The organism is Marininema halotolerans (genome assembly GCF_900116235.1).
Lineage (GTDB): Bacteria > Bacillota > Bacilli > Thermoactinomycetales > DSM-45169 > Marininema > Marininema halotolerans.
The window spans coordinates 66,614-90,468 of record NZ_FPAA01000010.1 but is presented as its reverse complement, the minus strand read 5'-3'; the positions used below and the strand labels follow the sequence as shown (position 1 = coordinate 90,468).

Here is a 23,855-nt window from a genome sequence, read left to right as displayed (position 1 = left end):
TTACAATGAACAAACAGGGCGGTTTTACCTTGTAATCACTCATTATCTGGTATGATGGAAAAATTACCTAATTGCTCCATGACACGAATTAATGCATGGGTTCCATCTTCTGAACCCCCTTGGGCTTGTACCGAACGTAACAGCTGATTGACGGCTGCCGTTCCGAGTAAGGGCAGTTCCAATTGCTCCGCTTCTTGTAGAACGATCCGTAAGTCTTTTTGTTGAAACCGTACGGAAAAACCAGGATCGAGATCCCCTTTCACTACCCGAGGTCCTAGATTGGCTAAAGCCCAAGAGCCCGCCGCACCTTGCGTTGTGACTTGAATCATTTTCTCTAGATCCACGCCTGCTTTTTTAGCAAAGGAGAGCGCCTCTACCATCCCGAGAAGATTCAGCCCACACATGATCTGGTTGCATGCTTTGACAGTCTGTCCCGCACCATTTGGTCCACAGTGGACAATATTTTTCCCCATTGCTTCAAAGAGAGGACGTACTTTTTCTAGCACATCCTTCTCCCCACCCACCATGATCGATAGCGTTCCTTCACGGGCACCAATATCGCCCCCACTAACGGGAGCATCCAGCATTTTCACACCCTGGGCAGATGCTTGTTCTGCAAGTTGACGCGTCGCATCAGGTGAGATTGTACTCATATCCACTAAGATTAAGCCGGGTTTTGCACCGGCGAGAACGCCCTCATCCCCTGTAATCACCGCCTCAACATCAGGGGTGTCTCCAACAATGGTGATCACGACATCACTTTTCCTGGCAACCGCTTGCGGGGAGGCAGCTGGAGTGGCTCCCCAGTCTTGAACAACCTTCATTTTTGATTCAGTCCGGTTCCATACCGTCACAGAGAAACCGGCTTGTAGCAGATTTCGTGCCATCGATTGTCCCATAATGCCTAATCCGATAAAGCCAACACGCAATTGATTTGCCACGAGTTTTCATTTCTCCTTCATCTTTCAACCTTGTCGATCTGTAATCTTTCCAATGGGTCACTATCCGCTTTACCCTCACCATCCATCAAGGGGGGTGTCACTCACTGTCCGAATAGCGCCATCTTTAACCGTTCTTGGATGCTACGATTCACTGCCTCCCAGTAAATGGTTTCTGTTTTAATTTGTTGTTTAAAGGAGCGATATATCTCCTTCTGCTTCGTTTCGAATTCAGCATCTTCTGGGTCAGGCATCATACTGCGCACTTCCTCAACCAGATGTTGAACCTCGGGAGCTCTTGGCCCCCAAACGGCTTGTTCACTCCCCGCCTGATCAATAAAAATAAAAATCGGGATGGATCGTGACTTCCCGTTCGTTAGATATTGATCCATCAACTCGAGGTGATCATCCCGGTTGAGGAAACGAAGATCCATTTCTGCCTCTTCGGCAATTCTCATCAAGATCGGAACACAGAGCATCGCGTCCCCACACCAGTCAGCTGTAAGAACAATGCCTCGTAATTCTTTTGCTCGTAACGAACGATAAAACTTGCGATCCGCTTCTCCGAGCTCAAATTGTTGATGGATGGCAAGAAGCCCTTCCTGGTTAACCTTCATACCCTCTATATACTCTTTCGCTGTCATTCCCTTATTAAACCATGTTTCCAAACTCACAGGATCCTCTCCTTATCGATAATATTTCCTTATCATTGTACCTCTTCTTCACCAGAAACCAATAAGTAACAAGCGTGCCTTAAATCCTTGTACTTAAAACCCCTTTATGTACCTGCTACGAATGACTTTTCGTAACAGGCACGTAAAGGGGCTTTATTGAACCTATCACCATTTTCATATTAAACCCTTGATCGTGACTTTGCCATCAATTCTTCCAACACAGACGACCGTAACCCCTTTACCATCTCTTCGGCAACGGTACGCATCCATCCCGGATCATTCGCGTACTCCACCTCGGCCGTTGTGTATTGCCATTCGAAGCAGACTGCGGGAACTTTTTCCCGATTTAATAGAGGGAGCGATCCTGGAATTGCTTCCGTGTCATTTTTCTTCCCCCTATCCACCACACCAATTTGCCGAAGAACATAGGCTGCTCCATTATGGAGTCCAGCCTGGAGAGAGCGGGTAGTAAGACCAGCACAACAATCGATGTACGAAGCAAAACCCGGCTCCTTGTGGTCGTTCACTGGATGAACATGAAAACTGAGCCATAAATCCGCACGGGAATCTTTCATCTGACAAAGTTTCCTTCGACGATGAGCGCTTTCCCCTGTCAAAGGTTGCAAGGTCACTGTAACACCCTTCCTCCGTTGGAATGAAAAGGCCAACAAATGGGCCATCTCCGTACACATTCTCCGCTCTCGACCATCCACATGCCCGTAATCTAATCCTATCGTTAATGCCATGTTCCTCACCTCTCTCCGTACTTAACGATTGCCCGGTTCAGCCTCTCTTTAAACCTCTCGTTAATGGAAGGCTTGTACATTATATCCTCTTAACAACAAAAAAATGAGTCGATTTGCACAACAAAAAACCTCGCTGAGACCTCTGCTTGTCTAGTTGAATCAATTGGGCACTCTTCTCATGATCACCCGCCTACCTCACTACATACTCTGTAAAACAAGTCGATGGTAATTTAAAAAGCATCGGTGTCATAGTCTCTTTGCGAATAATCCACAGGGGAGCGTGTTTTATGGTTTGCCCTTCCTATTTGAGTCTTGGTAGCACACCCACTGGTGGAACAGCCGCTATCTATATCACCACCGCTGATTTTAATAACGATGATGTGCTTGACCTCGCGATTACCAATCAAAATAGCGTCAATTTTTCTGTTTTCCTCGGGAATGGCGATGGTACTTTTACCGCCGCACCAGGTAGTCCGATTGGTTCGGGGGGAACAACACCTCAAGGAATCGTATCAGCTGATTTCGATAATGACGGATTCATCGATCTCGCTCTTGTCAACAACGGTCCCGATACCGTTGCCATTTTCTTAGGGAATGGGGATGGCACCTTCACGCCTGCACCAGGAAGCCCCTTTCCCTCTGGAGGAACCAATCCTGTGGGGATCGTGGCTGGTGATTTTAACAACGATAGCATTACCGATATCGCTATCACTAATAATGGAAATAATACGATCTCGGTATTTCTCGGGAATGGCGGTGGCACCTTCATATCAGCAGCAGGTAGCCCCTTTTTAACTGGAGGAGTGAACCCCTTAGGGATTATCACGGCAGACTTTAATAATGACGGGAATTTAGATTTGGCTAATGCAAATGTAAATGATGTCATCACCCTCTTTTTAGGAAATGGGAATGGTACCTTCACCCCATCACCCGCCAGCCCCATCGTTGTTGGTGATCTTCCATTTGCTCTAGCTAGCAGCGACTTAAATAACGATGGAAATCTTGACTTAGCCGTCTCTAATTTGCAAAGTAATAACTTAACGATTCTCTTAGGAGATGGAACCGGAGGTTTTACGAACGCACCAGGAAGCCCCATCGCAATTGGTGGAAGCCCCCGCGAAGTTGTCATCACCCATGTCAACTGTGATGATGTCCCGGATATTGCAATCAATCAACTCGCCAATAACTCAATCAGCGCTCTCATTGGCAATGGGGATGGTACCTTCCAAACACCATCAACCTTTACGGTAGGTGGAGGTCCCGTTGGACTGGTGACAGGGGATTTTAATAATGACGGCGTCCTCGATTTATCTTCTGCAAATATCAATGGCTCCAACTTCACCGTCTTACTCAATAATTGTGTCCAGTCCCTTACTTGCTCTGATATCACGACAGAGAATGAAGTTGGCTTATGTGGCGCCACTGTCAGTTTTGAAATTACCACTCCCCAATGTGATAACGTAAGCACGACGACGGACCCTGCTTCTGGCTCTTTTTTTGAAGTGGGTACGAACTTGGTCACAGCCACAGCCACCTCCAGCGTTGGTGATAACAGTGAAGTCTGTACCTTTTCCGTTACGGTAAACGATACGGAACCGCCCATGATCTCTGACTTAAACGATATCGACGTGCAAGCAAACAACAACATCGGCACCATCGTCTATTACCCCGAACCCACCGTCACCGATAATTGTCCCGGTATTATCACTTTCACCTGCACTCCCGCTTCCGGTTCCTTCTTCCCCATCGGTGCAACGACTGTCACTTGTACAGCCACGGATACCAATACCAATCGTAGTTCGACAGAATCCTTTACCGTCACGGTCATCCCCTTTATTGAAGAGTAGATCCTTTAACACTCTCGCAACATTAAAGGGCCCTGGCATCTACCACATCGATAACGAGCTGGATTCATTCGTCGCTGTCGAAATGCCTCCTGCCCACAATGTTGACAGGTTAACACATAACGAAAGCGCTTTTTTTGCCCCTTTTCTCTGGGTAAAGGAGGTGTATAACGTAACCCTCCTACTTGGGAGAGAAGATCTTTAAAATCCTTGTCACGATGGCGGTATCCCCTCCCTTCTCTATGTAAGTGATAATGACATAATTCGTGTTGAATGATCTTTTCCATTACCTCGCTGCTCAGGGCTTTTAGGTGACGCGAACTAATTTCGATACGATGATCGGAGAGAAAGTAGCGCCCACCAGTGGTTCGTAAGCGACGATTAAACATGACTTGATGCTCAAAGGGCTTTTTAAAATCACGTAACGATATTTTTTCAACCCACTGTTGCAGCGTCGAATCATCCATTCCTGAGGGAGGTTGGCTATTCACAGTACAAACCCCTCCTTCATAAACTTTTACCAAGATACCCAAACCCAATTGATATAAGGGAGGCCTCATTCTATGCCATACTGGCTACGCCGTCAGTTACAACGAGCATTCCAGGGAAAGGATCGTCATCAGATCCGTATCCTGAATGATTGCTGGTTCCAGTACCAGGAGAGAAGCGAGTATCTCCCTATCAAACAATCATAAAGGATTCTTTTATCGGCGGAAAGATTATTAAAGAAAGAGTCCCTTCTTTACAGATAAAAACTTGTCTCTATTATTTCAGAAGTGACATCCCTTGGTTCTTGACTAGAAAGATCCCCTTGTTCATCCGTAGCAAGGGGATCTTTCTAGTCAATTTCAATGAGGCGTTAACCCCTCGGTACGCTTTGTCCTGCCGTAACTAACAAGATGGTAGCCATCAACGCACTGCTAATTGTAAATAATACCTCTGCCATCCCTAAATCCATGCGATAATGTTCCTCCGCATCATGTTTTTCCATCATTGAAATCCCAGGAAATTGCGGGTGATCATTTGTCATACTAGCAAGTGCGTCACGGCATTCTTCTGATTGAATAACCATGGGAAAAAGTCGCCGAAAGGTTTCACCGATAAATTCATCACGACTTCGTGCTCCAATGCTTAAGTCTTGTCCCTTCATTTCCTGTTCTACAAAAGCGATGATGCCTGCTAACTCATCGGTGCCTTCCGTAAAGAGTTGCCCACAATGGGCTGCCATCTGAGCGGTATGCTCTGCCATCTGTTGTGCGAAATCATGTTGAATCATGGATATCCCCCTTGATTCTCTTTTCCTTACTATGCCAAGGGATAATTAAATCATACTTCCTCTCGTGATATAAGGATTGCACAGGCTGTCCCAATTAATCAGGAGCTCCATATAACCAACTCGCCACACCACGATGCATTGCATGATTTCCAAAGGGTGCGATGCAATTATTAAGACTGGAATTTACTTTCATAGGTTGAAGAAAAGAGCTTTACGCTCCTTACTTCAACCTAACCCATTGTTATTGTTTTTCTAACAACGATCCTCCACCATGCTGAGGGATACCCGTTGCCGCTCATGATCGACACCAATCACCCACACATCCACTACATCGCCCACACTCACGATATCCATGGGATGTTTCACAAAACGGTTACTCAATTTTGAAATATGGACAAGACCGTCATTCTTAAGGCCGATATCAACAAAAGCACCAAAATCAACCACATTTCTTACCGTGCCCTTCAACTCCATCCCTTCCCTCAAATCCTCCAACTGTAACACATCTGAGCGAAGAACCGGCGCAGGCATCTCTTCCCGGGGATCACGACCAGGACGCAGAAGCGCATCCACGATATCACGTAAAGTTGGAACGCCACAGTCCAAGACCGTAGCCATCTGTTGTACGTCAATCGCAAGGAGTTGTTCTTTTAGCGCAGGTGTCCCAATTTGGTTGGGGTCACTCCCTAACTGATCAAGTAACTTTTTAACGATGGGATAAGACTCGGGGTGAATTGGCGTTTTATCCAATGAACTCACCCCATCCATCACCCGAAGAAAACCAATACACTGCTCAAAGGTTTTTGCACCCAAACGGGGGACCTTCTTAAGCTCTTTGCGATCGTGGAATCGCCCAAGTTCCTCACGACGTTGGATGATGTTTTTGGCAACGGTAGCATTGACCCCTGAAACATAGGAAAGTAGGGATGCGGAAGCGGTATTCACGTCAACACCTACATGGTTTACCGCCGACTCAACGACCGTACTTAAACTCACCGAAAGTTCTTTTTGCGAAACATCATGTTGATATTGACCCACCCCCACCGCTTTGGGTTCGATTTTTACCAGTTCAGCAAGGGGATCTTGCAAACGTCGTGCAATGGACACAGCGCTTCGCTGTGCCGCATCCAAGTTCGGAAATTCTTCGCGCGCTAATTTGGAAGCAGAGTAGACACTCGCACCTGCCTCATTCACCATAATATAGTAAAGATCACGCTCGATCTCCTTGATCAGATCGGCAATGAAGGATTCCGTCTCCCGCGAGGCCGTTCCATTACCAATGGCTATCAAATCAATATGATATTCTTCGATCAACTGGCGAACGACCCTTTTTGCTTCTTCGACCTTGTTTACTGGAGGGGTCGGATAGATTACCCCAACAAAATGCATCCGACCGGTATCATCCACCACCGCCAGTTTACAGCCTGTGCGATACGCAGGATCGACCCCTAACACCCGCTTTCCAGGAATGGGAGGTTGAAGCAACAGATTTTTTAGATTCTCTGAAAAAATATGGATCGCTTGTTCCTCTGCCGCCTCGGTCATCCGTGAGCGCGTCTCTCTTTCTACGGAGGGCGCAATTAAGCGTTTCCACGAATCATGGGCAGCTTCCAGAAGATAGCGGTGGGCTTTTTTGGGGAACCACCGTTCCAAATGACGTAGAATTTCCTCTTCCTCTACCTGAACGTATAGCTTCAATACCTCTTCACGTTCCCCACGATTCACCGCAAGAACCCGGTGAGGTGGCATCGTGCGTACAGGTTCCCTATGATCGAAATACATTTCATAAACACGGCTCTCTTCCGCGTTTTTTTCTTCCGAGACAAGTACCCCCTTCTTCCAGACGTAATCGCGCACCCATTTACGAATATCTGCATCGTCTGCGAGGTCTTCCGCAATGATATCCATGGCTCCCTGAAGAGCCCCCTCTAACTCTTCCACGCCTTTATCAGCATCGATATATTCAGCAGCGGCGACAGATATCGCCTCTGCATCGCTTGTCCCTAGCATTTGTTCTGCCAAAGGTGCCAATCCACGTTCTCTTGCTTTGGCACCTCGTGTGGTTCGTTTCGGACGGTATGGACGATATAAGTCCTCAAGGGTTTGTAGTTTTTCAGCAGCTTCAATACGTTCTTGAAGTTCCTCCGTCAATTTTCCTTGCTCATCGATCAATCGAATTACTTCTTCTTTTCGACTATCCAGTTGAATTAAGTAACGATTGCGCTCCTCAACTGCCCGTAACTGCTCTTCATCCATCTCTTTTGTCCGTTCTTTGCGATACCGAGCAATAAATGGAATGGTGTTTCCTTCCTCTATAAGCTCCACAGCTGCGGATACCCGTGCAACATCCATCCCTAATTCCTTTGCAATCCTCTGGTGTCTCACATTCGCTTCCATAGACGCCTCCGTTCATTCCTTCAATTGTTGCTCTCTTATCATACCGCTTCATTGGTTATTGGTGCAATTTTCACATCGAAAGAGGAATAACCACTGATAATCAATTAAAAAACATGTCATGATGATGCTTTTTTACGATCAACCCACATAAAAACCCAAAAGTGACAGCGCTCTGCATCCATAGTAAAATAGTTGTATTGTGCTAAAGCATCACAGTAACGCAAGGAGGCACCGATTATGGCACTGATGCATCCCCATGATAAATCGATCCCGTCCGACCAAGCACGGCTCCTGATCTCATGCCCTGATCAACCTGGAATCGTCGCGGCAGTCTCGCGCTTCTTATATCAACACGGGGTAAATATTGTTCGCTCGGATCAGCACACCACAGATCCAGAAGGTGGTCTTTTTTTTATGCGGATTGAGTTTCGCTTGCAAGATGGGCAAACCCCACTGGATCAACTGGAGGAGGCCTTCATCGAAACGGCTGACCGCTTCCAAATGTCCTGGCGTCTCGGAGGAGCTTCTCAGCGAAAACGACTCGCCATATTCGTTTCCAAAGAGGATCATTGTCTTACGGATCTTCTCTGGCGCTGGCGGATCGGTGAACTCCATGCGGATATCGCCATGGTAGTCAGTAACCATCCGGATATGGAGCCGTTGGTCACACCCTTTGGTATTCCTTATTATCATGTACCCTGCAACCGTGATATACGATTGGAGGCAGAACGACGTCATCTTGAGCTATTGGCTAAGGAGCAGGTGGATACAGTCATACTGGCTCGCTATATGCAAATTATTCCGCCTACGATGATCGCCCATTATCCACATCGCATCATCAACATCCACCATTCCTTCTTGCCCGCTTTTATCGGAGCTAAGCCCTATGATCAAGCTTTTGAGCGCGGCGTCAAAATTATCGGTGCAACCGCTCATTATGTCACCGAAGCACTTGATCAAGGCCCTATCATTGAACAAGATGTCGAACGCGTCGATCACCGCTGTCGTGTTGAGGACCTCAAGCGGATCGGTCGTGATGTGGAACGACTTGTTCTCGCCCGCGCTGTCCAATGGCATCTCAATGATGAAATATTGGTTCATGGAAATAAAACCGTTGTATTTGCTTAATGGACACGCCCAGAGCAAGCAACCCAAAGCATGCATTGCTGAACCAAAGAACCATCTCCCCTGAGTAGGGAGATGGTTCTTTGGTTGGATATGATCTATTTTAGTTTTAGTAGGAAGATTGATTGGTATGTGCCCTACCCTTCTATTTATTTCCCACATAAGCTATATCATCGAATAGAAGGGAGGGAGTCCCTTGATAGCCAACTCAAAAAAATCGGCACGCATTCAATTAAGCCCCCCTCAAGTCACTTACCGAAATGAATTAGCCGCAACGGTAGGACAAGACCCCAATGTACGTGTAGGCGAATTGGAACAAAAGGGGGAAATTCTACTCATCACCATACGGGTAAAAGGATTTCAAAAAGCACAGGCACTAGCTACCCTACTCAATTTAGAGAAACAATTTGGCAACATTGTCATTCAAATTCGTGTCGTTACCGCAAAGGGACAACGCGTCTCTCCCATTACTCGAAAATTGAATACGGCGGACATTTCACTCCTATACAATCTTGGTCTATTAACCAATACCCTCTTTCGTTTCGCCACATTTAAGAAGGTTGATCCAGGTGGTTTAGAAGTCGTCTTCCCTGTCTTTAATGCTTCTGTGGTTCAATTTTTCAATGATGATCTCTCCGACTTATATGGGAACTTTAACGGCGTAGCGGCCTTTGTATTCCGAGATGTGATGCGGAACACCATTCAAGAAACGCTAATCAACTTCTCCACCATGCAAATTTCCTAATGCATGCCCTTTAGCAGGATACCCTTTCATCCTTCACGAAAACCTTAAGTCGGCCTCTTTACACTAGAGGATGACTTTTTTTATAAGGAGGACGCCATATGGATCTAGGAACGGTTTTTTTACAACAGGCCATTCAACTTCTTCAAGCACAAAAGAAAAAGGGAGAAGATGCGCTGAACCAGATCACAGAAGATGAACTCACCCTTCGTACCCATGAAGATGGGAACAGCATGGCGATACTCATCCAACATCTTGCCGGTAATATGAAAACGCGTTGGGCAGATTTTCTAGAGGGTGACATGGAAAAGCCATCGCGTGACCGGGATGGTGAATTTGAAGAACAGGCGCTAAGTCAAGCAGCATTAATGCATGCATGGGAACAAGGTTGGAACACGATCATTACCACCCTTCAATCACTCCCTTCTGATCAGCTTCTCGCCACGGTGACATTGCGCGGGGAACCTCGAACCGTTTTGCTAGCGATTCAAAATGAGCTTACACACTATAGTTATCATATTGGCCAAATGGTCGCGCTCGCGAGATGGATTCGAGGATCTCAATGGAAGAATCTCTCCATCCCGAAAAAGGAAGTGAACACAGGGTGACCCCCCCTCACCGATCACAGGCTCCCCGCCGGAAAGTCCATCAAGTTAGACAAGGACAATCCCAAGTACATACCGATTCCCTTGCGGGAGAGGAGCCGCTTGAGATCCGTCTCACTCACCCATCCGTCAGAGACCCGATCTCCATCGCCGTCACGATGCGCACACCAGGGGATGATTTTGATCTAGCCGCAGGTTTTCTCTTTACAGAAGGAATTCTTCCCTCCAGAGAAGCCATCCACTCCATCACCTACTGCCGTGATCCAAAGGTGGATGGGGAGCAACGATACAATATTGTCAATGTGAACGTTTACACCGATGTCTCCCTTCACCTTGAGCACCTCACCCGTCACTTCTATACTAGTTCGAGTTGTGGCGTTTGTGGAAAGGCCTCCCTTGAAGCCATTGAAGTTCGTGGTATTCAGGCACTTCCCGATGGATTTACCACCACCGATGAAATCATCTACGAACTGGGTAATACGCTTCGTCTATCCCAATCGGTCTTTGAAAAAACCGGTGGCATTCACGCCGCTGGTTGGTTCGATGGTCAAGGAAACCTTCTTGCTTTGCGGGAAGACATCGGCCGTCATAATGCGGTGGATAAACTACTCGGGCATGCTTTTTTGCACAAGCACCCCCCTCTTAGCCAAGGCATACTGATGGTGAGCGGTCGGACAAGTTTTGAGATTTTACAGAAGGCTGCCGTCGCAGGCATCCCCATCGTCGTTGCTGTGTCAGCCCCCTCCAGCCTCGCTTATGATCTTGCCCATCAGTTTAATATCACCCTTATCGGCTTTGCCCGTGAGGGGCGTTTTAATATATACACGGGTGGACATCGGATACTATTAAAAGGATCCAATCATTGAGATCACTCAAGTCGTTTTACGCTGACTCATATGATTTGTTATCACCTATCCTAATAATAAACACAGGTTCGAAAGGAGTCTCTCCGTTCCAAACCTGTGTTTACATCCCTTAGGCCGCTTCTTTTATCACAAGTGGCTTCTTACTTTTCTTAGGGCCACGATTGACTAACCATACCCCCACAATCAATAGCCCAGAACCAAATAGCTGAATGGGGCCTAGTTTTTCATCCAAGATCAGCCAACACAACATCAGCCCGGAAATAGGGACAAAGTACATAAACACCGCTGCCCGAGAAGGGCCAACATGTTGAATACCCCGATAATAAAACCAGTTGGATAGTACTGTAGGAAACAACGCTAAATACCCTTGTAATGCCCAAAATTGCCATCCGAGGCTCTCCCACTCGACTGTACTAAAGGAAGGCCAAGCAATCACCCCAAGAATGGAGGAACCGAGAAGAAGTGAACACGCTGTCACCAGAAAAGGATCCAAACCCGCTAATACTCGGCTCCCTACGGTTGTGTAGATCGACCAACAAATGGCCGCAATCAATAAAATCCCATCTCCTAAAAGGCGCTGAGGGGCAATCTCACCGGAGGAATTAATCCCCACAAAGAAAATAAGAGAACCTAGAATAGCTACGCTCAGTCCAATCCCCTGTTTTCCTGTCAAGCTACCTTTCAGAAATAAAACCGTAAGTATCACCGTAATGACAGGACTTAATGTGGGGATCATCATGGTTGCATCCGCCGCTGTTGCATAATCGAGCCCTAAAAATACACAGGCATTAAATATCGTGACCCCAATGATCCCGAGAAGTGCAATACTGAACCACCGCTGTCGTGGAATCGGAGCATACCTTCCTCTCCCGCGCACCAATAAATAAAGCCCCATCATCAATCCACCTAATCCAAAACGTATAAAGGCCGCCACAGTAGGAGGAACCACCCCCACAACCATCTTCGAACCAACAAAAGCACTTCCCCAAAAGATCGACATTAATCCTAATAAACTATACGTTAAACTAACTGACCCTTTCTCTCCTTGATTCATACAAACTCTCTCCTTCTCGCTCACTCATCTAATCCGTCCATTTAACATTATAACGGAGATTTGGGTTCATTTCGTTTTTCGAAATATTTACAATGCAAATGAAACCCTTAGTTTACCCACAGGCCAAGGGCAAAAAAAAACCGCTACCTATGGAGCGGTTAACAATCGCTATATAATTTCAGTGGCTTCCATCCGAATCGCTTCTCGCAACTTTCCTAAGGCACGACGTTGAAGACGTGATACATGCATCTGAGAAATCCCAAGGCTTTCCCCAGCCTGCTTCTGGCTCAGGTTATCAAAAAACGTCATTTGCAAGATATCTTGTTCACGTTCTGTCAGCACTTGAAAAGCTTTTTCCAACAACATATTTTGATCCACCTGATCAAAACCACGATCATTGCTTCCTACTAAATCAAGGAGTGTGACATGACTGCCATCGCTATTGGCCTCGATGGGGCTGTCCACAGATACAGCATTGTAGCTACGTCCCATCTCCATCGTCTCTAAGACTTCCTCAGGGGTCACTTGCAAATAATCAGCAATCTCGTCGACATGAGGAGACCTTTGATACTGAATCGTCAACTCTTCCACCGCTTTTTTAATCCGCGGACCCAATTCTTTGATCCGACGAGGAACATGCACACTCCAGGTCTTATCCCGAATATATCGCTTAATTTCCCCTACGATTGTAGGAACAGCAAATCCTTCGAAGCTACGACCAAAAGAAGCATCATACCGTCTGAGAGCCGCGAGTAAACCGATCATCCCCACCTGAGCCAAGTCCTCGAAGGGCTCCGCACCACGGGCAAATTTAGATGCCATGGTTTCTACCAAAGAGGTATAGTGTTCGACCAATTGCGCTTGGACGTCCGTATCTCCCTCTTCTTGATAGAGGCGGATCATTTCTTGGATCTCCTCAGCCGTGAGATTTCGTTTTTTCGGGCGAGTCGACATCTTGCTCCACCTCGTCCCTATGAATAAACTTGGTCAGGGTGACAATTACTCCACGTTCTCCATCGATTTCGACGCGATCCATCAACGTCTCCATCAAATGAAGGCCCAGCCCCCTTTCCCTCATAGAGGTCAAAGGGAGATCCTTATCAATCGGACCTGAACGCTGTTTCACAGAAGAGATGTCGAAACTGTTCCCTTCATCGCTGACACGAATCGACAATCGATCATCATAAATAAAAAATGAGATCGCAATCTGTCCTTCTTGACCGGCATATGCATGATCAACCGCATTGGTACACGCTTCTGCCAAAGCCAATTTCATATCTTCAATATCGTCATAGTGAAAGCCCATCCGATTCGCGATGCCGGACACAGTCAATCGGACCACACCCACATACTGAGCCTTCGCAGGGATGGCCAGTTCAATTAAATCTTTGCATGGTTCCACCATGATCCGCCCTCCTATGCTCCGTCTTCGATATCAATAATCTCAGTCAAACCCGTAATTTTTAATAACCGACTCAGTCGGGCGCTCATTCCAACGAGAACTAAGCGTCCACCCTGGGCACGCAATGACTTATATGCACCAATTAATACACCTAACCCTGTACTATCCATATATTCCACTGCGGTTAGATCCAAGAAGATCTCCTGCTTTTGCTTTGTCAAAGGCATTAATTTCTCCCGCAGTTGTGGTGCTGTATAAGCATCCACTTCACCGGAAACCACCAACGTCGTGGCCGAATCTGATTGGGTATGTTCTTGAATGGTTACATTCATAATTAGCTCACCCTCCACACAAGTGACTTTACCCCTTGTGATAAAATCTAAACCAATACTCACTTGTCATTATTTGGGACGTCGCAAAATCATGATCGTCTGATCATCTTTTAATTCATAATTAGCTTGTTCATAGAGGCTTTGGTACATCGCTTCTACAGCCTCCTGAGCTGGTAGGTGCATATACTGACGCACGAGCTCCTTAAACCTCTCCCTACCTAAAAACTGACCTTCCACACGTGCTTCTGTCACCCCATCCGAAAAAAGAATGACGGCATCACCCGGTTCAAGATGAATCGAAAATTCCTCATAGGAAATTTCCTTCGCGACCCCTAATACGAGCCCTTTAGTAGCCATATCCTCAAAGGAGCCATCCTTTTCACGGAAAATAAACCCTGGTTCGTGTCCTGCTGTGGCATAGCGAAATTTATGGTTCTCTCGTTCATATACACCATAAACCATGGTGATAAACATACTCGCATCCACATTGCGTTCCACGACAGAATTTAAACGTCCGAGTACGCCTGAAGGACCGCCAGTAGGATGATCCAGCTGATCCATCGCATATTTAATCATGGACATACACAAGGCTGCTGGAATCCCCTTCCCGATGATGTCAGCAAGGGCAACTCCTAATGAGCTATGATCATGATCGACAAAATTATAGTAATCCCCGCTCATCCGATGGGCAGGTACACTGATAACCCCTACATCAAGACCATGCATTCGGGGAGAATGATTCGGTAAAAGAGTCTGTTGCATACCGACTGCTACCTCAATCTCATATTCCAATTCCTTTTGCCGATTGAGGAGGCTTTCATGCTCACGTAAAGCAATCCCGTAGCCAATCATCATTTCCAATAAGATTTTAAAGGAATCACTAACTTCCTTGGGAAGATTGGGCAAGTACTCCTTTAACACCTCAGCATGAGCACTAACCATCTCTTCGGGGGGGATTTTATGCTCCATCATCCACTTACTCATCTGCTGGGCAGCGTACAGGGTATCTTCCCCTTTATCCTGCAGGTAGGAGGTGATCAACTCCCGATATTGTTGATACAACTGAACTTTCATCATGTCACCTCAAATCGATAACGTAGAGTGTTCACTCCACGCCCCAAGGCTAGCCTTATTAAGTCACTAGCACTTGCTTTTCTTTCTTGTTAAAACCTACGAGGAATGATTGCCATGCTCTCACATCCAATGGGTTGATTGAGCACTCGGATGATTAGGTAGAGACCATGTGCACTACCCAGACGATAACGTTTCATCATTCAACCTCATTATACAACAAAAGAAAAAAAGGAATGCTGTCGATTTACGGCATCCCTTTTTTTCTTGATCTAAAAGTCAATAAGGCCCAGACTAATATTGAGCCCTTCATTTACGCGAGACATCATTTCGTCATCTAAATGCGTAATCTTATCGGTTAACCTTTGTTTATCGATGGTTCGGATCTGTTCCAACAAGATGACCGAATCCCGGTCAAACCCGTAGATCTTCGCATCGATTTCCACGTGGGTGGGTAGTTTCGCCTTTTGAATCTGGGCGGTAATCGCGGCGATGATCACCGTAGGGCTAAATCGATTCCCGATATTGTTTTGAATTACCAAAACGGGACGAACCCCACCTTGTTCAGATCCGACCACAGGAGAGAGATCGGCAAAGTATACATCGCCACGCTTTACTATCAAAGGTTTACACCCCACTTACCAGCCGGATCGTCGTATCGTCAGCTTCATCTTCCGCCTCGAAAGCTTCCGATGCGATATTCAGGTTTATTTTAGCCATTTCCATATAACCACGTTGCATCATTTCGCGAATTAATCGCTTCTTGCGCTCGTAGAGATACAGCTTCATTGCCTGGCGAACAAACTCACTACGATTCGAGTTTTCCTTCTGCACCAACCCATCCACTTCCTGAAGAAGGTGCTGTGGCAGGCTAATCATTATTCTCTTTGTCTCGGACAACATTCGCACCCCCAACCAATCATCACCGTTGGCGATTCCCTTAACAATATTACCATTATGTTAAACACGTTGCAAAATTATACTGGAGAGAAAGCTTCTTCCCTCCCTACATTGGAACGTACGTTTCTTTGATGATCAGCAAATCCAAACGAATAAACCTGTCGCTTTTTCTCCCAAAAACCTCATGATTTTTAAAGGACAATATTAATTTTATTCGCGTTACGTGACAAAATTCCTTCTCACCCACTATCAAGTCAGAAAGTTTTTTCCCAAGTATCCGCTGGTTTTTCCACCGTAGAACAACATTTAATCCTGAAGGAGTGAATTCGCAATTCCATTTTGCACACCTTTTTGGATATAGATCCGTGGAATACGCTGCGCTAATAGACACGTCACTTCATAGGAGATGGTCCCCATCAAGGAGGCGATCTCATCCACATGAATGCACTGACCGTTCTGGTTACCATAAAGGATGACTTCTTCACCTGATTCCAGTGGCATGACCGAGGTCACATCAATCATGGTTTGATCCATACAAACTCTTCCGATGATCGGCACCCGTTTCCCTCGAACCAACGCATGACCACGATTTGACAACAAACGACTATATCCATCTGCATAACCGACCGGTAAGGTAGCAACCCATTCTTCCTTCTGGGCAATGTGAGTACGTCCATAACTAATACCCGTTCCAGGTTCCGGCTTTTTCACTTGAACCACTTTGGTCTTTAGGGTAAGGGCCGGTCGCAATTGTACCGCTTGATGATCCACATCCGTTGACGGGTAATACCCATATAGGCTAATCCCGATACGCACCATTCCCTGGGACATCTCTGGCAAATCAATCGCCGCAGCGCTATTGGAACAATGAATCAGTGGGATCCGAATGCCTCGATTTAAGAGACATTGATTTACCCGCATGAGCTGTTCATATTGCTTTTCTGTATAGCTCTTATTCGGTTCATCTGCCGTAGCAAAATGGGTATATAACCCCTCTAGATCAATCCCTGGAAGAGTAGCAGCCTCCTCCGCCATTGGCAGGATATCATCTCCCCACAATCCTAAGCGACCCATTCCTGTATCCATTTTCAAATGAACCCTCGCCGATACGCCTTGTTCGGTAGCTACTTGAGAAATATAGCGGAGCGTCTGCTTATCAAAAACAGTGAGTGCAATCTGATGATCTAGTGCCTCTTTTATGCCACGATCAGGAACATGACCCAATATCAATATGGGCGCATCAATACCTGCTTTACGGAGAGCAATCGCCTCATCAAGAAAAGCGACGGCGAGATCCGTCGCTCCAGCTTCCAATGCGGCTTTGGATACCGGTACAGCTCCGTGACCATACGCATTCGCTTTCACAGCCACCATCATGCGAACCGACGGAGCCAGTCTCTTTTTAAATTGATTGACATTATGAGTAATCGCGTCTAAATCAATGATCGCGACGGTATCACGATAGTAGGAATCATTTACCACGACGTTTCAATCCTCGTTTCACCAGCTCTCGCTGGGCCTCTAGATCACTTAGAAAGTCATCACTCACGAGTAATGCCATTTTCTTTCCCTTTACAACATAAAGGTTGGGATAATTATAACCAGGTTTTACCTCAGATAAATGATAAACAGCCGACTCCCCTCGTTTTTGAATGACGAGAGAATCAGGGGTAAGTGTATAGTGTGGTCGGTAGATCAAGCGATAGAGTGCAGGAGTCAGTCCCATCACCAGAACACCCCATAGTAACATCATGAGAATAAACGGCGTTGAACGCAACTCAAAAAAAGGAACCATCGCAAAAAAACCGATCAAAAAGATGATCATCTCACTCCATCGTTGTCCGCTCGCTTTACGGTAAAGTAACAACGTATAGGAAGGTGTTTCCTCCTGAATGGATTGGCTAGTCAACTCATCTACCCCATTTCCTGCGATACGAAGCGGCTCTGCTCACTCGATAGCAAGCTCATCATACAACGGATGGCCTGGATTTGCAAAGCCTCTTTGCTACTTCTCCACAAAGAAAAACCCGCCAGTATATGGCGAGTGTAACTCATTTTTCCTCTTCAGCAAACACAGAACGAGCCACTTTGACCATTTCCTTCTCTGCTAAGGCGCCATTCAATTCGAAATCGGTACCCTCATAGGTCCAGGATAAGCGTTTTTTTCCATCTGCTTCAATCAGTACGCCTGTGGTAAATCCGAGATCGATGGGCTTTCCATACACTTGCATACTGGTTTCGACAGCCCCTGGATTGCGTTCAGTTAAGGTAAAGGGTTTTTTTCCTGAATAGCGAATGATGACCGCTTTACCATTCGGAGTATCCACACCGGTCTCACTTTCCAAATCACTTTGTTTCGGTGTCCATTCTGGGCTGAGAACCTTTACATCTTTGTCATCGGATTTTTTCTTAGCCAACGTGGGGACACTTCGACCCGCATACCCCATCATATTCCGCTTCATATCAAAGGCATCCTTGTCGAAAGTAGGCTCTGCTTCAAAGCGATTAAACTTCACTTCCACCATCACTTTTTGTTCCCCATCCAACACTTCAACCTTCTGCGGGTGATAATCATCGTTCATCCAAATGCGCTGGGTTTTTAGGGTTTGGTTTTGCGGATAGTTCGCCACCACTTCAAATTGATAACGATTCTTTTTGTGTGTCATCTTCCGTTTGGAATCATCAATAATGCTTTCTAAAAGGGACTGATACAAGTACACCTGCCCACTATTTTCTGGCCAATCACTTTGGAAACGAAAGCTTTTTTCTAGTTGAGGCGTAAGAACAAACACCCCCTGCTCGTTTCGCAGTAAAATTTGAGTCACATCTTTTTGTGTGTTTTTCAAACTGACACGGTAAAAGTTAGGCTTTTTGTACCAAACTTCTACATCGTACTCCTGAGGCGCATTTCCTGTCTGAATCTTCATCTTCCCTACACTTTTGTAACTTTCCATCGTATCGGACCGTTTAGAAAGATCTCCCACAACTTCATCAGTACTCTTCTCTCCACATCCAGATACAAAAGCCATCATGCCAAAAATGACAACGAAAATCCATGCAATCCGACGCATTTCATCAACCCTTTCTCCGATGATGAAACAACGGTCTCACGCTGTTGATTTCCCGGGAAATGTGTCGGTCAGGGCACAGAAATAGCGATCAATCAATCAGTTGAATGGCATCACCAATACATTGGATGACATCCGTCGCCAAAACACTATGGGATGAAGATGTAACCGCCAACTCTCCAGCTGAATTATGAAGCCACACACCCGCTAATGCAGCGGTTGCCGACGTCCAACCCCTCGCTAAAAGGGCACCTATGATTCCTGTCAGCACATCGCCGGACCCCGCCTTCGCTAAGGCTGGACTTGCCTTCGGCTGTACCCATTGCCTTCCATCAGGAGTCGCAATCACCGTATGGGATCCCTTCAAAACCACAGTCACCCCGTAGGTGTGTGCCCATTCCTTTGCCACCTCAGGGCGGAATCGCTCCACTTCTTGAACCGAAGTGTTAAGTAAACGAGCCATCTCTCCAGGGTGCGGCGTCAGAATGGTCGGTGCACTCCTTTCTTTAAGAAGGGATGGGTCAAGAGCAAGGAGGTTGAGACCATCGGCGTCTAGCACGATGGGATGATCGCCTTGCAGAAGTTGACGGATCCACTCTTGACCGTTGGAAACCTTCCCAAGACCGGGACCGATCGCCATCGCTTTAAAACGATTGCTTCGCTCACGCCAATCCACGGGGATATCGTTTCCAAACTGTCCCAGTTCATCCTCTGGCCATCCCCATAGAAGGGCTTCGGTGATGGAAGGCCCTAAAGTAGTCAACTGGCTTTCTGGAACACCCAGCGTAACCAACCCTACTCCCGTCCGGTATGCGGCTACACCGCTCATTTTCACCGCACCGAGCATGCCTTTGGAACCGCCTAGGACTAACAAGTGACCATGGGTCCCTTTATGAGACCAACGTGAGCGTGGTAAGAAAAATTCTTTCCACTCCTCGGGTCCATTTAGGCGAGCGGAAGTCCCCATTTTTCGAGCCACTTCCTTTGGAATACCAATATCCGCAATCACCAACTCACCCACATATTCGGCTCCCGGACGGAGATAGTGACACCACTTGGGACCTACCAAGGAAACCGTCACATCGGCACGGATGGCGATCGTTTCTATACTGCCATTATCCGTCTCCACACCACTTGGTGTATCCACCGCGAGCACCCATCCCTTGGTATCGCGATTCACGCGCTCAATCAACGCTCCATAGGGTGGACGTAAGGGCCCCTTTACTCCTGTGCCAAGCAGCGCATCCACCACTACATCGGCTTGTTGTAACAGGGGAGAAAGGGAATCTCCCTTATCTGACGTGAAATGTTCCATGGGCAATTGTAATCGACGACACACGTGGTAATTTGTAGCCGTCTCCGCGGACATTTTCTCCTGTGTTCCTGTTATCCATACCGATACATCCCAGCCAGCCCCCCACAGTAGGCGTGCGATGACAAAGCCATCACCACCATTGTTTCCTCCACCGGTTAATATGACAGCTCTTCCCGGATGAGGATGACGACGCAAGATTTCCTCTGTCACCATTCGCCCTGCATTTTCCATCAGGACCACTCCAGGAATTCCTACTTCCTGGATGGTGTACTGATCGAGATCACGCATTTCTTGTGCAGTATAGAGATGCAACTATGTCCCTCCTAACCGCGATACATATTTATGTCCAGCTTTGTCCCGTTATGCAGACAAGGTTGACGGGCTTCCTTCCTAATCACTCTTTTTTCCGCTCTCCATGACGACAAACGCCGCCGCTGTTTTTTTTGTGTGGGTGATCGAGAGGTGAAAATGAACCTGTTGTAAGCCTAGACGATTTTTACCCGAGGTTGATAATTCAACCCCGGGTTGACCACCCTCCTTGTAAGCAATCGTGATATCTTGAAACGAAAGCTGACTCCCAATCCCACAACCAATCGCTTTTGCAATCGCCTCCTTGGCAGCAAAACGGCCCGCCAACCATTCAAGACGACGCCTGACTTCATGAGGGATCTTCTCTATTTCTTTGGGAGTGAGTATCCGTTTACTTAACTGATCCGTATTCAATGTTGCTAGATGGGATAATTCAACCAAGTCGACTCCAACGCCCACAATCATTCACGACACCTCACCAAGAACTTCATCCTACTTTTACTTCACATCCCATCGGAAGGTAACCGACGCAATCACAAAGGCTACAAAAAACCACGCAGTCAGTACAACAACAGGGATTCCCAGCTGAGATAGACTCGCTCCTTCGTTCATGACGCCACGCAAACCCTCTGTCAGATATCCAATCGGGATCGCTTTTACAATCGGTTGTAATAATCCAGGCAAATCCCGTACGGGGAAGAAAATACCCCCCACAAAAATCATCGGAAAAGAGATTAATCCAGCAATCGGTCCTGCCGTCTCCGGAGTGCGTGATAGACTTGCAATGATAAAGCCAATCGACATAAAGGTCAGTGTTCCCAAGAGAACAATCATCAATAATAGCAACCATGATCCATAGACTTTAACATCATAGATAAAATAGGCGACAAGTAAGACCGCAACCGCCTGTAAACTATTGAGCAACACGCGCGCCGTAATTTGGCCAGCGATAAAGGTGGAACTTTTCAGAGGGGTGCCCTGCATTCTGCGGAGAATCCCCCGCTCTCTCCATGAAGCAATCGTAGCCGCAACCCCATTTAAGTTATTGCTCATAATCATCAAGGAGAGAATCCCTGGGACAAGAAAATCGATTGTACGTAAGGGTCGCGACTGAACGTTATGTTCTGCTACCTTGACGATGGGATGATAATCCATGGCTTTCTTATTTAACTGATCAACCGCTTGATTGATCACAGTGGTTCCAATCTGGGATACCGTCGGATTACTTTTATCTAAATAAAGTTGAATGGGTTCTTTTTCTCCCTTAGGATGAGGTTTTTTGCTTTCAAGTCGAGAACCCAACCCCTCATCCAACCGGATGAAGATATTCACATCTCCCTTTTTCACCGCTTGCAGGGCTTTCTTCTCATCAAGACGCTTTACCTTAATCCCCGCCGTCTCATCGATTATCGTTGTCAACTGCTTGGAATATGTACTGTGATCCCGATCATCTACTGCAACGGTCATCGAAAATTGGGTGCCTCCGTTGCCCATAAACGTCCCAAGAGCCAGCATCATTAAGATGGGAAGAAAGAAAGACCAAATGATCATATTTTTATTGCGAGCAAATAAAAGAAGTTGTGCCCATGTCAATTGCCAATATGCTCTCATGATTCTGTCAACCTCTTTCCTGTCCGAGTAAGAAATACATCCTCCAGTGTGGATGTCCGCGTTCGAAGACCGGCTAACGTCAACTCTTTTTCATCTGCCAAGGCAATCAACTCTCGCAGGGTTTCCTGTAGATGGGTAGTAAGTAACGTCACCGAATCATCCTCGGCACGCTTTACTTCTTTGACACCAACAAGCCCTTGATAGGTCGAAGACGCTTCCATTTTCCCTGGAACAAACTCGATAACACTATCCGATGCCAATTCACGGATTAATCCCGCAGGGGAATCTAATGCAATGACGTTCCCTGAATCCATGATCGCTACGCGATCACATAACTGCTCAGCTTCCTCCATGTAGTGTGTCGAAAGAAAAACCGTCCGCCCTTCATCGCGCAACTGCAACACGATGTCCCATAAGTCTCTTCGTGCTTTGGGATCTAATCCTGTCGTCGGCTCATCCAAAAAAATTACTTTTGGATCATGGACCACTGCAATCGCAATGGCAAGCCGTTGTTTTTGCCCGCCAGAAAGGTGCTTCACCAAACTCTTTTTCTTCTCCTCTAAGTCAAATGCCGCTAAAAGTTCGGAAAGTGGACGCATGTTCTTATAAAAACTTCCATATAGTCGAATGATTTCTGCAACTGTGAGATGGTCAAAAAGAGCCGTTGATTGTAATTGAATGCCGATCAATTCCTTTACCTTCCCCAGCTCTTTTAATCCATTAAACCCTCCGATGGTAATTTCTCCCCCATCTGGCGTGCGTAATCCTTCAACCATTTCCATGGTTGTGGTTTTCCCTGCCCCATTTGGGCCCAATAACCCAAAAACTTCCCCTTCTGACACATGAAAAGAAACGCCATCCACCACTCGTTTACCACTATAGATTTTTACTAGCTGGTTTACCTCAATCATGCTGGCCTCCCATTCTGGAACTTGTGATTCCGCTCTTTTTACCCAATCTATCGGTGAGTTTATCCATGCGAAAAAGGGTACTACCGACGTGCCTGACGCCTTCAGTACCCCATTACCCGAGCAGCCCCTGATAAGGAGACATATCGATCTTTTTCTTCTCCAAGGTCTTCACTAACCACTTATGATCCCGTTTGGGGGTAGCAAGGATATACCCGCGAATGATCAGATCTTCGCGCATCTGATCGGCTTTTTCTTTGACTGCCAATTCGCCAATCTTTCCAGCAATCGTTCGTTTCGCTGGATCTCGAAATAACTGGGGAACAGGTTGAACCAATTCCTCCAGTAGATTTAACTGCTCCTCTGACCAGAGATGGCGGGTCCGATCAATATAGTGATCCTGCCAGTCTAACGCTGATTTGCCGTCTTCCTTTGGCATCCCGCGCAGAAATTTGCGAAACATGAAATAACCACCTGTTGCAAAAAACCAAATCATAAAGAGAAACCATGGAATCATGATCCAAATGACCCAACCTGGCATTCCCTATCACCTCATAAATTCCGGTTAATTTTCTTTTCGTTCTTCCCCTCTTATTGTAGCATTTTCTGGGGAATGGAACCATGTAGTCGACTTTATTCCTAGGGATTTACCTTTTTTACCATGCAAAGGAC

27 protein-coding genes are annotated in these 23,855 nt (G+C 46.5%); 6 read left to right on the top strand and 21 right to left on the bottom strand.

Features of this window, described 5'->3' with window-relative positions; all coding sequences use genetic code 11:
• Positions 1-35: 35 nt before the first annotated feature.
• The 3 genes from CHX35_RS13265 to CHX35_RS13255 form a co-directional block, all read right to left on the bottom strand.
• Positions 36-941: an NAD(P)-dependent oxidoreductase gene (locus CHX35_RS13265; protein ID WP_091838154.1), complete on the bottom strand. Its 906-nt coding sequence runs from the start codon at positions 939-941 to the stop codon at positions 36-38.
• Positions 942-1,042: 101 nt separating this feature from the next.
• Entirely contained in the window at positions 1,043-1,612 is a 570-nt protein-coding gene (locus CHX35_RS13260) for a thioredoxin family protein (protein ID WP_245838819.1), read from the bottom strand.
• A gap of 179 nt (positions 1,613-1,791) precedes the next feature.
• Entirely contained in the window at positions 1,792-2,358 is a 567-nt protein-coding gene (locus tag CHX35_RS13255) for an N-acetylmuramoyl-L-alanine amidase (RefSeq protein ID WP_091838152.1), read from the bottom strand.
• Between the two features lie 287 nt (positions 2,359-2,645).
• On the opposite strand from CHX35_RS13255, the gene CHX35_RS13250 reads away from it, so the two are divergent.
• Entirely contained in the window at positions 2,646-4,205 is a 1,560-nt protein-coding gene (locus CHX35_RS13250) for an FG-GAP-like repeat-containing protein (RefSeq protein ID WP_091838150.1), read from the top strand.
• 5 nt (positions 4,206-4,210) lie between these two features.
• Here the strand turns inward: CHX35_RS13250 and CHX35_RS13245 are convergent, their stop codons facing one another.
• On the bottom strand, positions 4,211-4,693 hold the full coding sequence (locus CHX35_RS13245) for a SprT family protein (protein ID WP_425435360.1): 483 nt from the start codon (positions 4,691-4,693) through the stop codon (positions 4,211-4,213).
• Between the two features lie 72 nt (positions 4,694-4,765).
• Between CHX35_RS13245 and cmpA the strand changes: the two genes are divergently transcribed.
• A complete protein-coding gene (gene cmpA, locus CHX35_RS13240; RefSeq protein ID WP_091838149.1) occupies positions 4,766-4,897 on the top strand; it encodes a cortex morphogenetic protein CmpA in 132 nt (43 codons plus the stop codon).
• A gap of 164 nt (positions 4,898-5,061) precedes the next feature.
• Here the strand turns inward: cmpA and CHX35_RS13235 are convergent, their stop codons facing one another.
• Both CHX35_RS13235 and CHX35_RS13230 read right to left on the bottom strand, forming a co-directional pair.
• The gene (locus CHX35_RS13235) at positions 5,062-5,478 is read right to left on the bottom strand and encodes a hypothetical protein (protein ID WP_091838147.1); all 417 of its coding nucleotides are present in this window, start codon (positions 5,476-5,478) and stop codon (positions 5,062-5,064) included.
• 252 nt (positions 5,479-5,730) lie between these two features.
• Positions 5,731-7,875: a Tex family protein gene (locus tag CHX35_RS13230; protein WP_091838146.1), complete on the bottom strand. Its 2,145-nt coding sequence runs from the start codon at positions 7,873-7,875 to the stop codon at positions 5,731-5,733.
• A gap of 237 nt (positions 7,876-8,112) precedes the next feature.
• Between CHX35_RS13230 and purU the strand changes: the two genes are divergently transcribed.
• From purU to fdhD, 4 genes are all read left to right on the top strand, one after another.
• Entirely contained in the window at positions 8,113-9,003 is an 891-nt protein-coding gene (purU, locus tag CHX35_RS13225; RefSeq protein ID WP_091838144.1) for a formyltetrahydrofolate deformylase, read from the top strand.
• Between the two features lie 193 nt (positions 9,004-9,196).
• On the top strand, positions 9,197-9,745 hold the full coding sequence (locus CHX35_RS13220) for a hypothetical protein (RefSeq protein WP_091838142.1): 549 nt from the start codon (positions 9,197-9,199) through the stop codon (positions 9,743-9,745).
• A gap of 98 nt (positions 9,746-9,843) precedes the next feature.
• Positions 9,844-10,350, top strand: coding sequence for a DinB family protein (locus CHX35_RS13215; protein WP_091838141.1), 507 nt, complete (start codon positions 9,844-9,846; stop codon positions 10,348-10,350).
• Entirely contained in the window at positions 10,347-11,213 is an 867-nt protein-coding gene (fdhD, locus tag CHX35_RS13210; RefSeq protein ID WP_245838818.1) for a formate dehydrogenase accessory sulfurtransferase FdhD, read from the top strand. The genes CHX35_RS13215 and fdhD overlap by 4 nt, the downstream gene beginning before the upstream one ends.
• A 109-nt stretch (positions 11,214-11,322) precedes the next feature.
• Here the strand turns inward: fdhD and CHX35_RS13205 are convergent, their stop codons facing one another.
• From CHX35_RS13205 to CHX35_RS13135, 15 genes are all read right to left on the bottom strand, one after another.
• Complete coding sequence (locus CHX35_RS13205; RefSeq protein WP_091838137.1) at positions 11,323-12,267, bottom strand: DMT family transporter; 945 nt, start codon at positions 12,265-12,267, stop codon at positions 11,323-11,325.
• A 168-nt stretch (positions 12,268-12,435) separates the two neighbouring features.
• On the bottom strand, positions 12,436-13,221 hold the full coding sequence (gene sigB / locus CHX35_RS13200) for an RNA polymerase sigma factor SigB (protein WP_091838135.1): 786 nt from the start codon (positions 13,219-13,221) through the stop codon (positions 12,436-12,438).
• Positions 13,184-13,672 carry an anti-sigma B factor RsbW gene (gene rsbW, locus CHX35_RS13195; protein WP_091838133.1) on the bottom strand — a complete coding sequence of 163 codons (489 nt, stop codon included), beginning with the start codon at positions 13,670-13,672 and terminating at the stop codon, positions 13,184-13,186. The genes sigB and rsbW overlap by 38 nt, the downstream gene beginning before the upstream one ends.
• Positions 13,673-13,683: 11 nt before the next feature.
• A complete protein-coding gene (locus CHX35_RS13190; protein ID WP_091838132.1) occupies positions 13,684-14,001 on the bottom strand; it encodes an STAS domain-containing protein in 318 nt (105 codons plus the stop codon).
• Between the two features lie 69 nt (positions 14,002-14,070).
• Positions 14,071-15,075, bottom strand: coding sequence for a PP2C family protein-serine/threonine phosphatase (locus tag CHX35_RS13185; protein WP_091838130.1), 1,005 nt, complete (start codon positions 15,073-15,075; stop codon positions 14,071-14,073).
• 269 nt (positions 15,076-15,344) lie between these two features.
• Positions 15,345-15,695, bottom strand: a complete 351-nt coding sequence (locus tag CHX35_RS13180; protein WP_091741943.1) for a type II toxin-antitoxin system PemK/MazF family toxin — start codon at positions 15,693-15,695, stop codon at positions 15,345-15,347.
• 4 nt (positions 15,696-15,699) lie between these two features.
• Complete coding sequence (locus tag CHX35_RS13175) at positions 15,700-15,975, bottom strand: CopG family ribbon-helix-helix protein (protein WP_091838129.1); 276 nt, start codon at positions 15,973-15,975, stop codon at positions 15,700-15,702.
• Between the two features lie 303 nt (positions 15,976-16,278).
• Positions 16,279-17,454, bottom strand: a complete 1,176-nt coding sequence (gene alr, locus CHX35_RS13170; RefSeq protein ID WP_091838127.1) for an alanine racemase — start codon at positions 17,452-17,454, stop codon at positions 16,279-16,281.
• Positions 17,444-17,881 (bottom strand): hypothetical protein, encoded by a 438-nt coding sequence (locus tag CHX35_RS13165; protein WP_091838126.1) that lies wholly within the window; start codon positions 17,879-17,881, stop codon positions 17,444-17,446. Before CHX35_RS13165 ends, alr begins: the two co-directional genes overlap by 11 nt.
• A gap of 142 nt (positions 17,882-18,023) precedes the next feature.
• Entirely contained in the window at positions 18,024-19,043 is a 1,020-nt protein-coding gene (locus CHX35_RS13160) for a LolA family protein (RefSeq protein WP_091838124.1), read from the bottom strand.
• Between the two features lie 88 nt (positions 19,044-19,131).
• Complete coding sequence (locus CHX35_RS13155) at positions 19,132-20,667, bottom strand: NAD(P)H-hydrate dehydratase (RefSeq protein WP_091838123.1); 1,536 nt, start codon at positions 20,665-20,667, stop codon at positions 19,132-19,134.
• A 78-nt stretch (positions 20,668-20,745) separates the two neighbouring features.
• Positions 20,746-21,129: a holo-ACP synthase gene (gene acpS / locus CHX35_RS13150; protein ID WP_091838121.1), complete on the bottom strand. Its 384-nt coding sequence runs from the start codon at positions 21,127-21,129 to the stop codon at positions 20,746-20,748.
• Between the two features lie 33 nt (positions 21,130-21,162).
• Positions 21,163-22,275 (bottom strand): ABC transporter permease, encoded by a 1,113-nt coding sequence (locus tag CHX35_RS13145; RefSeq protein ID WP_091838120.1) that lies wholly within the window; start codon positions 22,273-22,275, stop codon positions 21,163-21,165.
• Positions 22,272-23,186 carry an ABC transporter ATP-binding protein gene (locus CHX35_RS13140; RefSeq protein WP_091838118.1) on the bottom strand — a complete coding sequence of 305 codons (915 nt, stop codon included), beginning with the start codon at positions 23,184-23,186 and terminating at the stop codon, positions 22,272-22,274. Before CHX35_RS13140 ends, CHX35_RS13145 begins: the two co-directional genes overlap by 4 nt.
• 112 nt (positions 23,187-23,298) lie before the next feature.
• On the bottom strand, positions 23,299-23,724 hold the full coding sequence (locus CHX35_RS13135) for a DUF2621 family protein (RefSeq protein ID WP_091838117.1): 426 nt from the start codon (positions 23,722-23,724) through the stop codon (positions 23,299-23,301).
• Positions 23,725-23,855: the final 131 nt, after the last annotated feature.

What these genes read in the sequence shown, in the direction of transcription:
- CHX35_RS13250 (WP_091838150.1), top strand. Translation starts at nt 2,646, where the DNA reads ATGGTTTGCCCTTCCTATTTGAGTCTTGGTAGCACACCCACTGGTGGA.
- CHX35_RS13145 (WP_091838120.1), bottom strand. Translation starts at nt 22,275, where the DNA reads ATGAGAGCATATTGGCAATTGACATGGGCACAACTTCTTTTATTTGCT.
- acpS (WP_091838121.1), bottom strand. Translation starts at nt 21,129, where the DNA reads ATGATTGTGGGCGTTGGAGTCGACTTGGTTGAATTATCCCATCTAGCA.
- CHX35_RS13235 (WP_091838147.1), bottom strand. Translation starts at nt 5,478, where the DNA reads ATGATTCAACATGATTTCGCACAACAGATGGCAGAGCATACCGCTCAG.
- CHX35_RS13160 (WP_091838124.1), bottom strand. Translation starts at nt 19,043, where the DNA reads ATGCGTCGGATTGCATGGATTTTCGTTGTCATTTTTGGCATGATGGCT.
- CHX35_RS13135 (WP_091838117.1), bottom strand. Translation starts at nt 23,724, where the DNA reads ATGCCAGGTTGGGTCATTTGGATCATGATTCCATGGTTTCTCTTTATG.
- cmpA (WP_091838149.1), top strand. Translation starts at nt 4,766, where the DNA reads ATGCCATACTGGCTACGCCGTCAGTTACAACGAGCATTCCAGGGAAAG.
- CHX35_RS13255 (WP_091838152.1), bottom strand. Translation starts at nt 2,358, where the DNA reads ATGGCATTAACGATAGGATTAGATTACGGGCATGTGGATGGTCGAGAG.
- CHX35_RS13205 (WP_091838137.1), bottom strand. Translation starts at nt 12,267, where the DNA reads ATGAATCAAGGAGAGAAAGGGTCAGTTAGTTTAACGTATAGTTTATTA.
- CHX35_RS13190 (WP_091838132.1), bottom strand. Translation starts at nt 14,001, where the DNA reads ATGAATGTAACCATTCAAGAACATACCCAATCAGATTCGGCCACGACG.
- CHX35_RS13230 (WP_091838146.1), bottom strand. Translation starts at nt 7,875, where the DNA reads ATGGAAGCGAATGTGAGACACCAGAGGATTGCAAAGGAATTAGGGATG.
- sigB (WP_091838135.1), bottom strand. Translation starts at nt 13,221, where the DNA reads ATGTCGACTCGCCCGAAAAAACGAAATCTCACGGCTGAGGAGATCCAA.
- purU (WP_091838144.1), top strand. Translation starts at nt 8,113, where the DNA reads ATGGCACTGATGCATCCCCATGATAAATCGATCCCGTCCGACCAAGCA.
- rsbW (WP_091838133.1), bottom strand. Translation starts at nt 13,672, where the DNA reads ATGGTGGAACCATGCAAAGATTTAATTGAACTGGCCATCCCTGCGAAG.
- CHX35_RS13185 (WP_091838130.1), bottom strand. Translation starts at nt 15,075, where the DNA reads ATGAAAGTTCAGTTGTATCAACAATATCGGGAGTTGATCACCTCCTAC.
- CHX35_RS13175 (WP_091838129.1), bottom strand. Translation starts at nt 15,975, where the DNA reads ATGTTGTCCGAGACAAAGAGAATAATGATTAGCCTGCCACAGCACCTT.
- CHX35_RS13215 (WP_091838141.1), top strand. Translation starts at nt 9,844, where the DNA reads ATGGATCTAGGAACGGTTTTTTTACAACAGGCCATTCAACTTCTTCAA.
- CHX35_RS13140 (WP_091838118.1), bottom strand. Translation starts at nt 23,186, where the DNA reads ATGATTGAGGTAAACCAGCTAGTAAAAATCTATAGTGGTAAACGAGTG.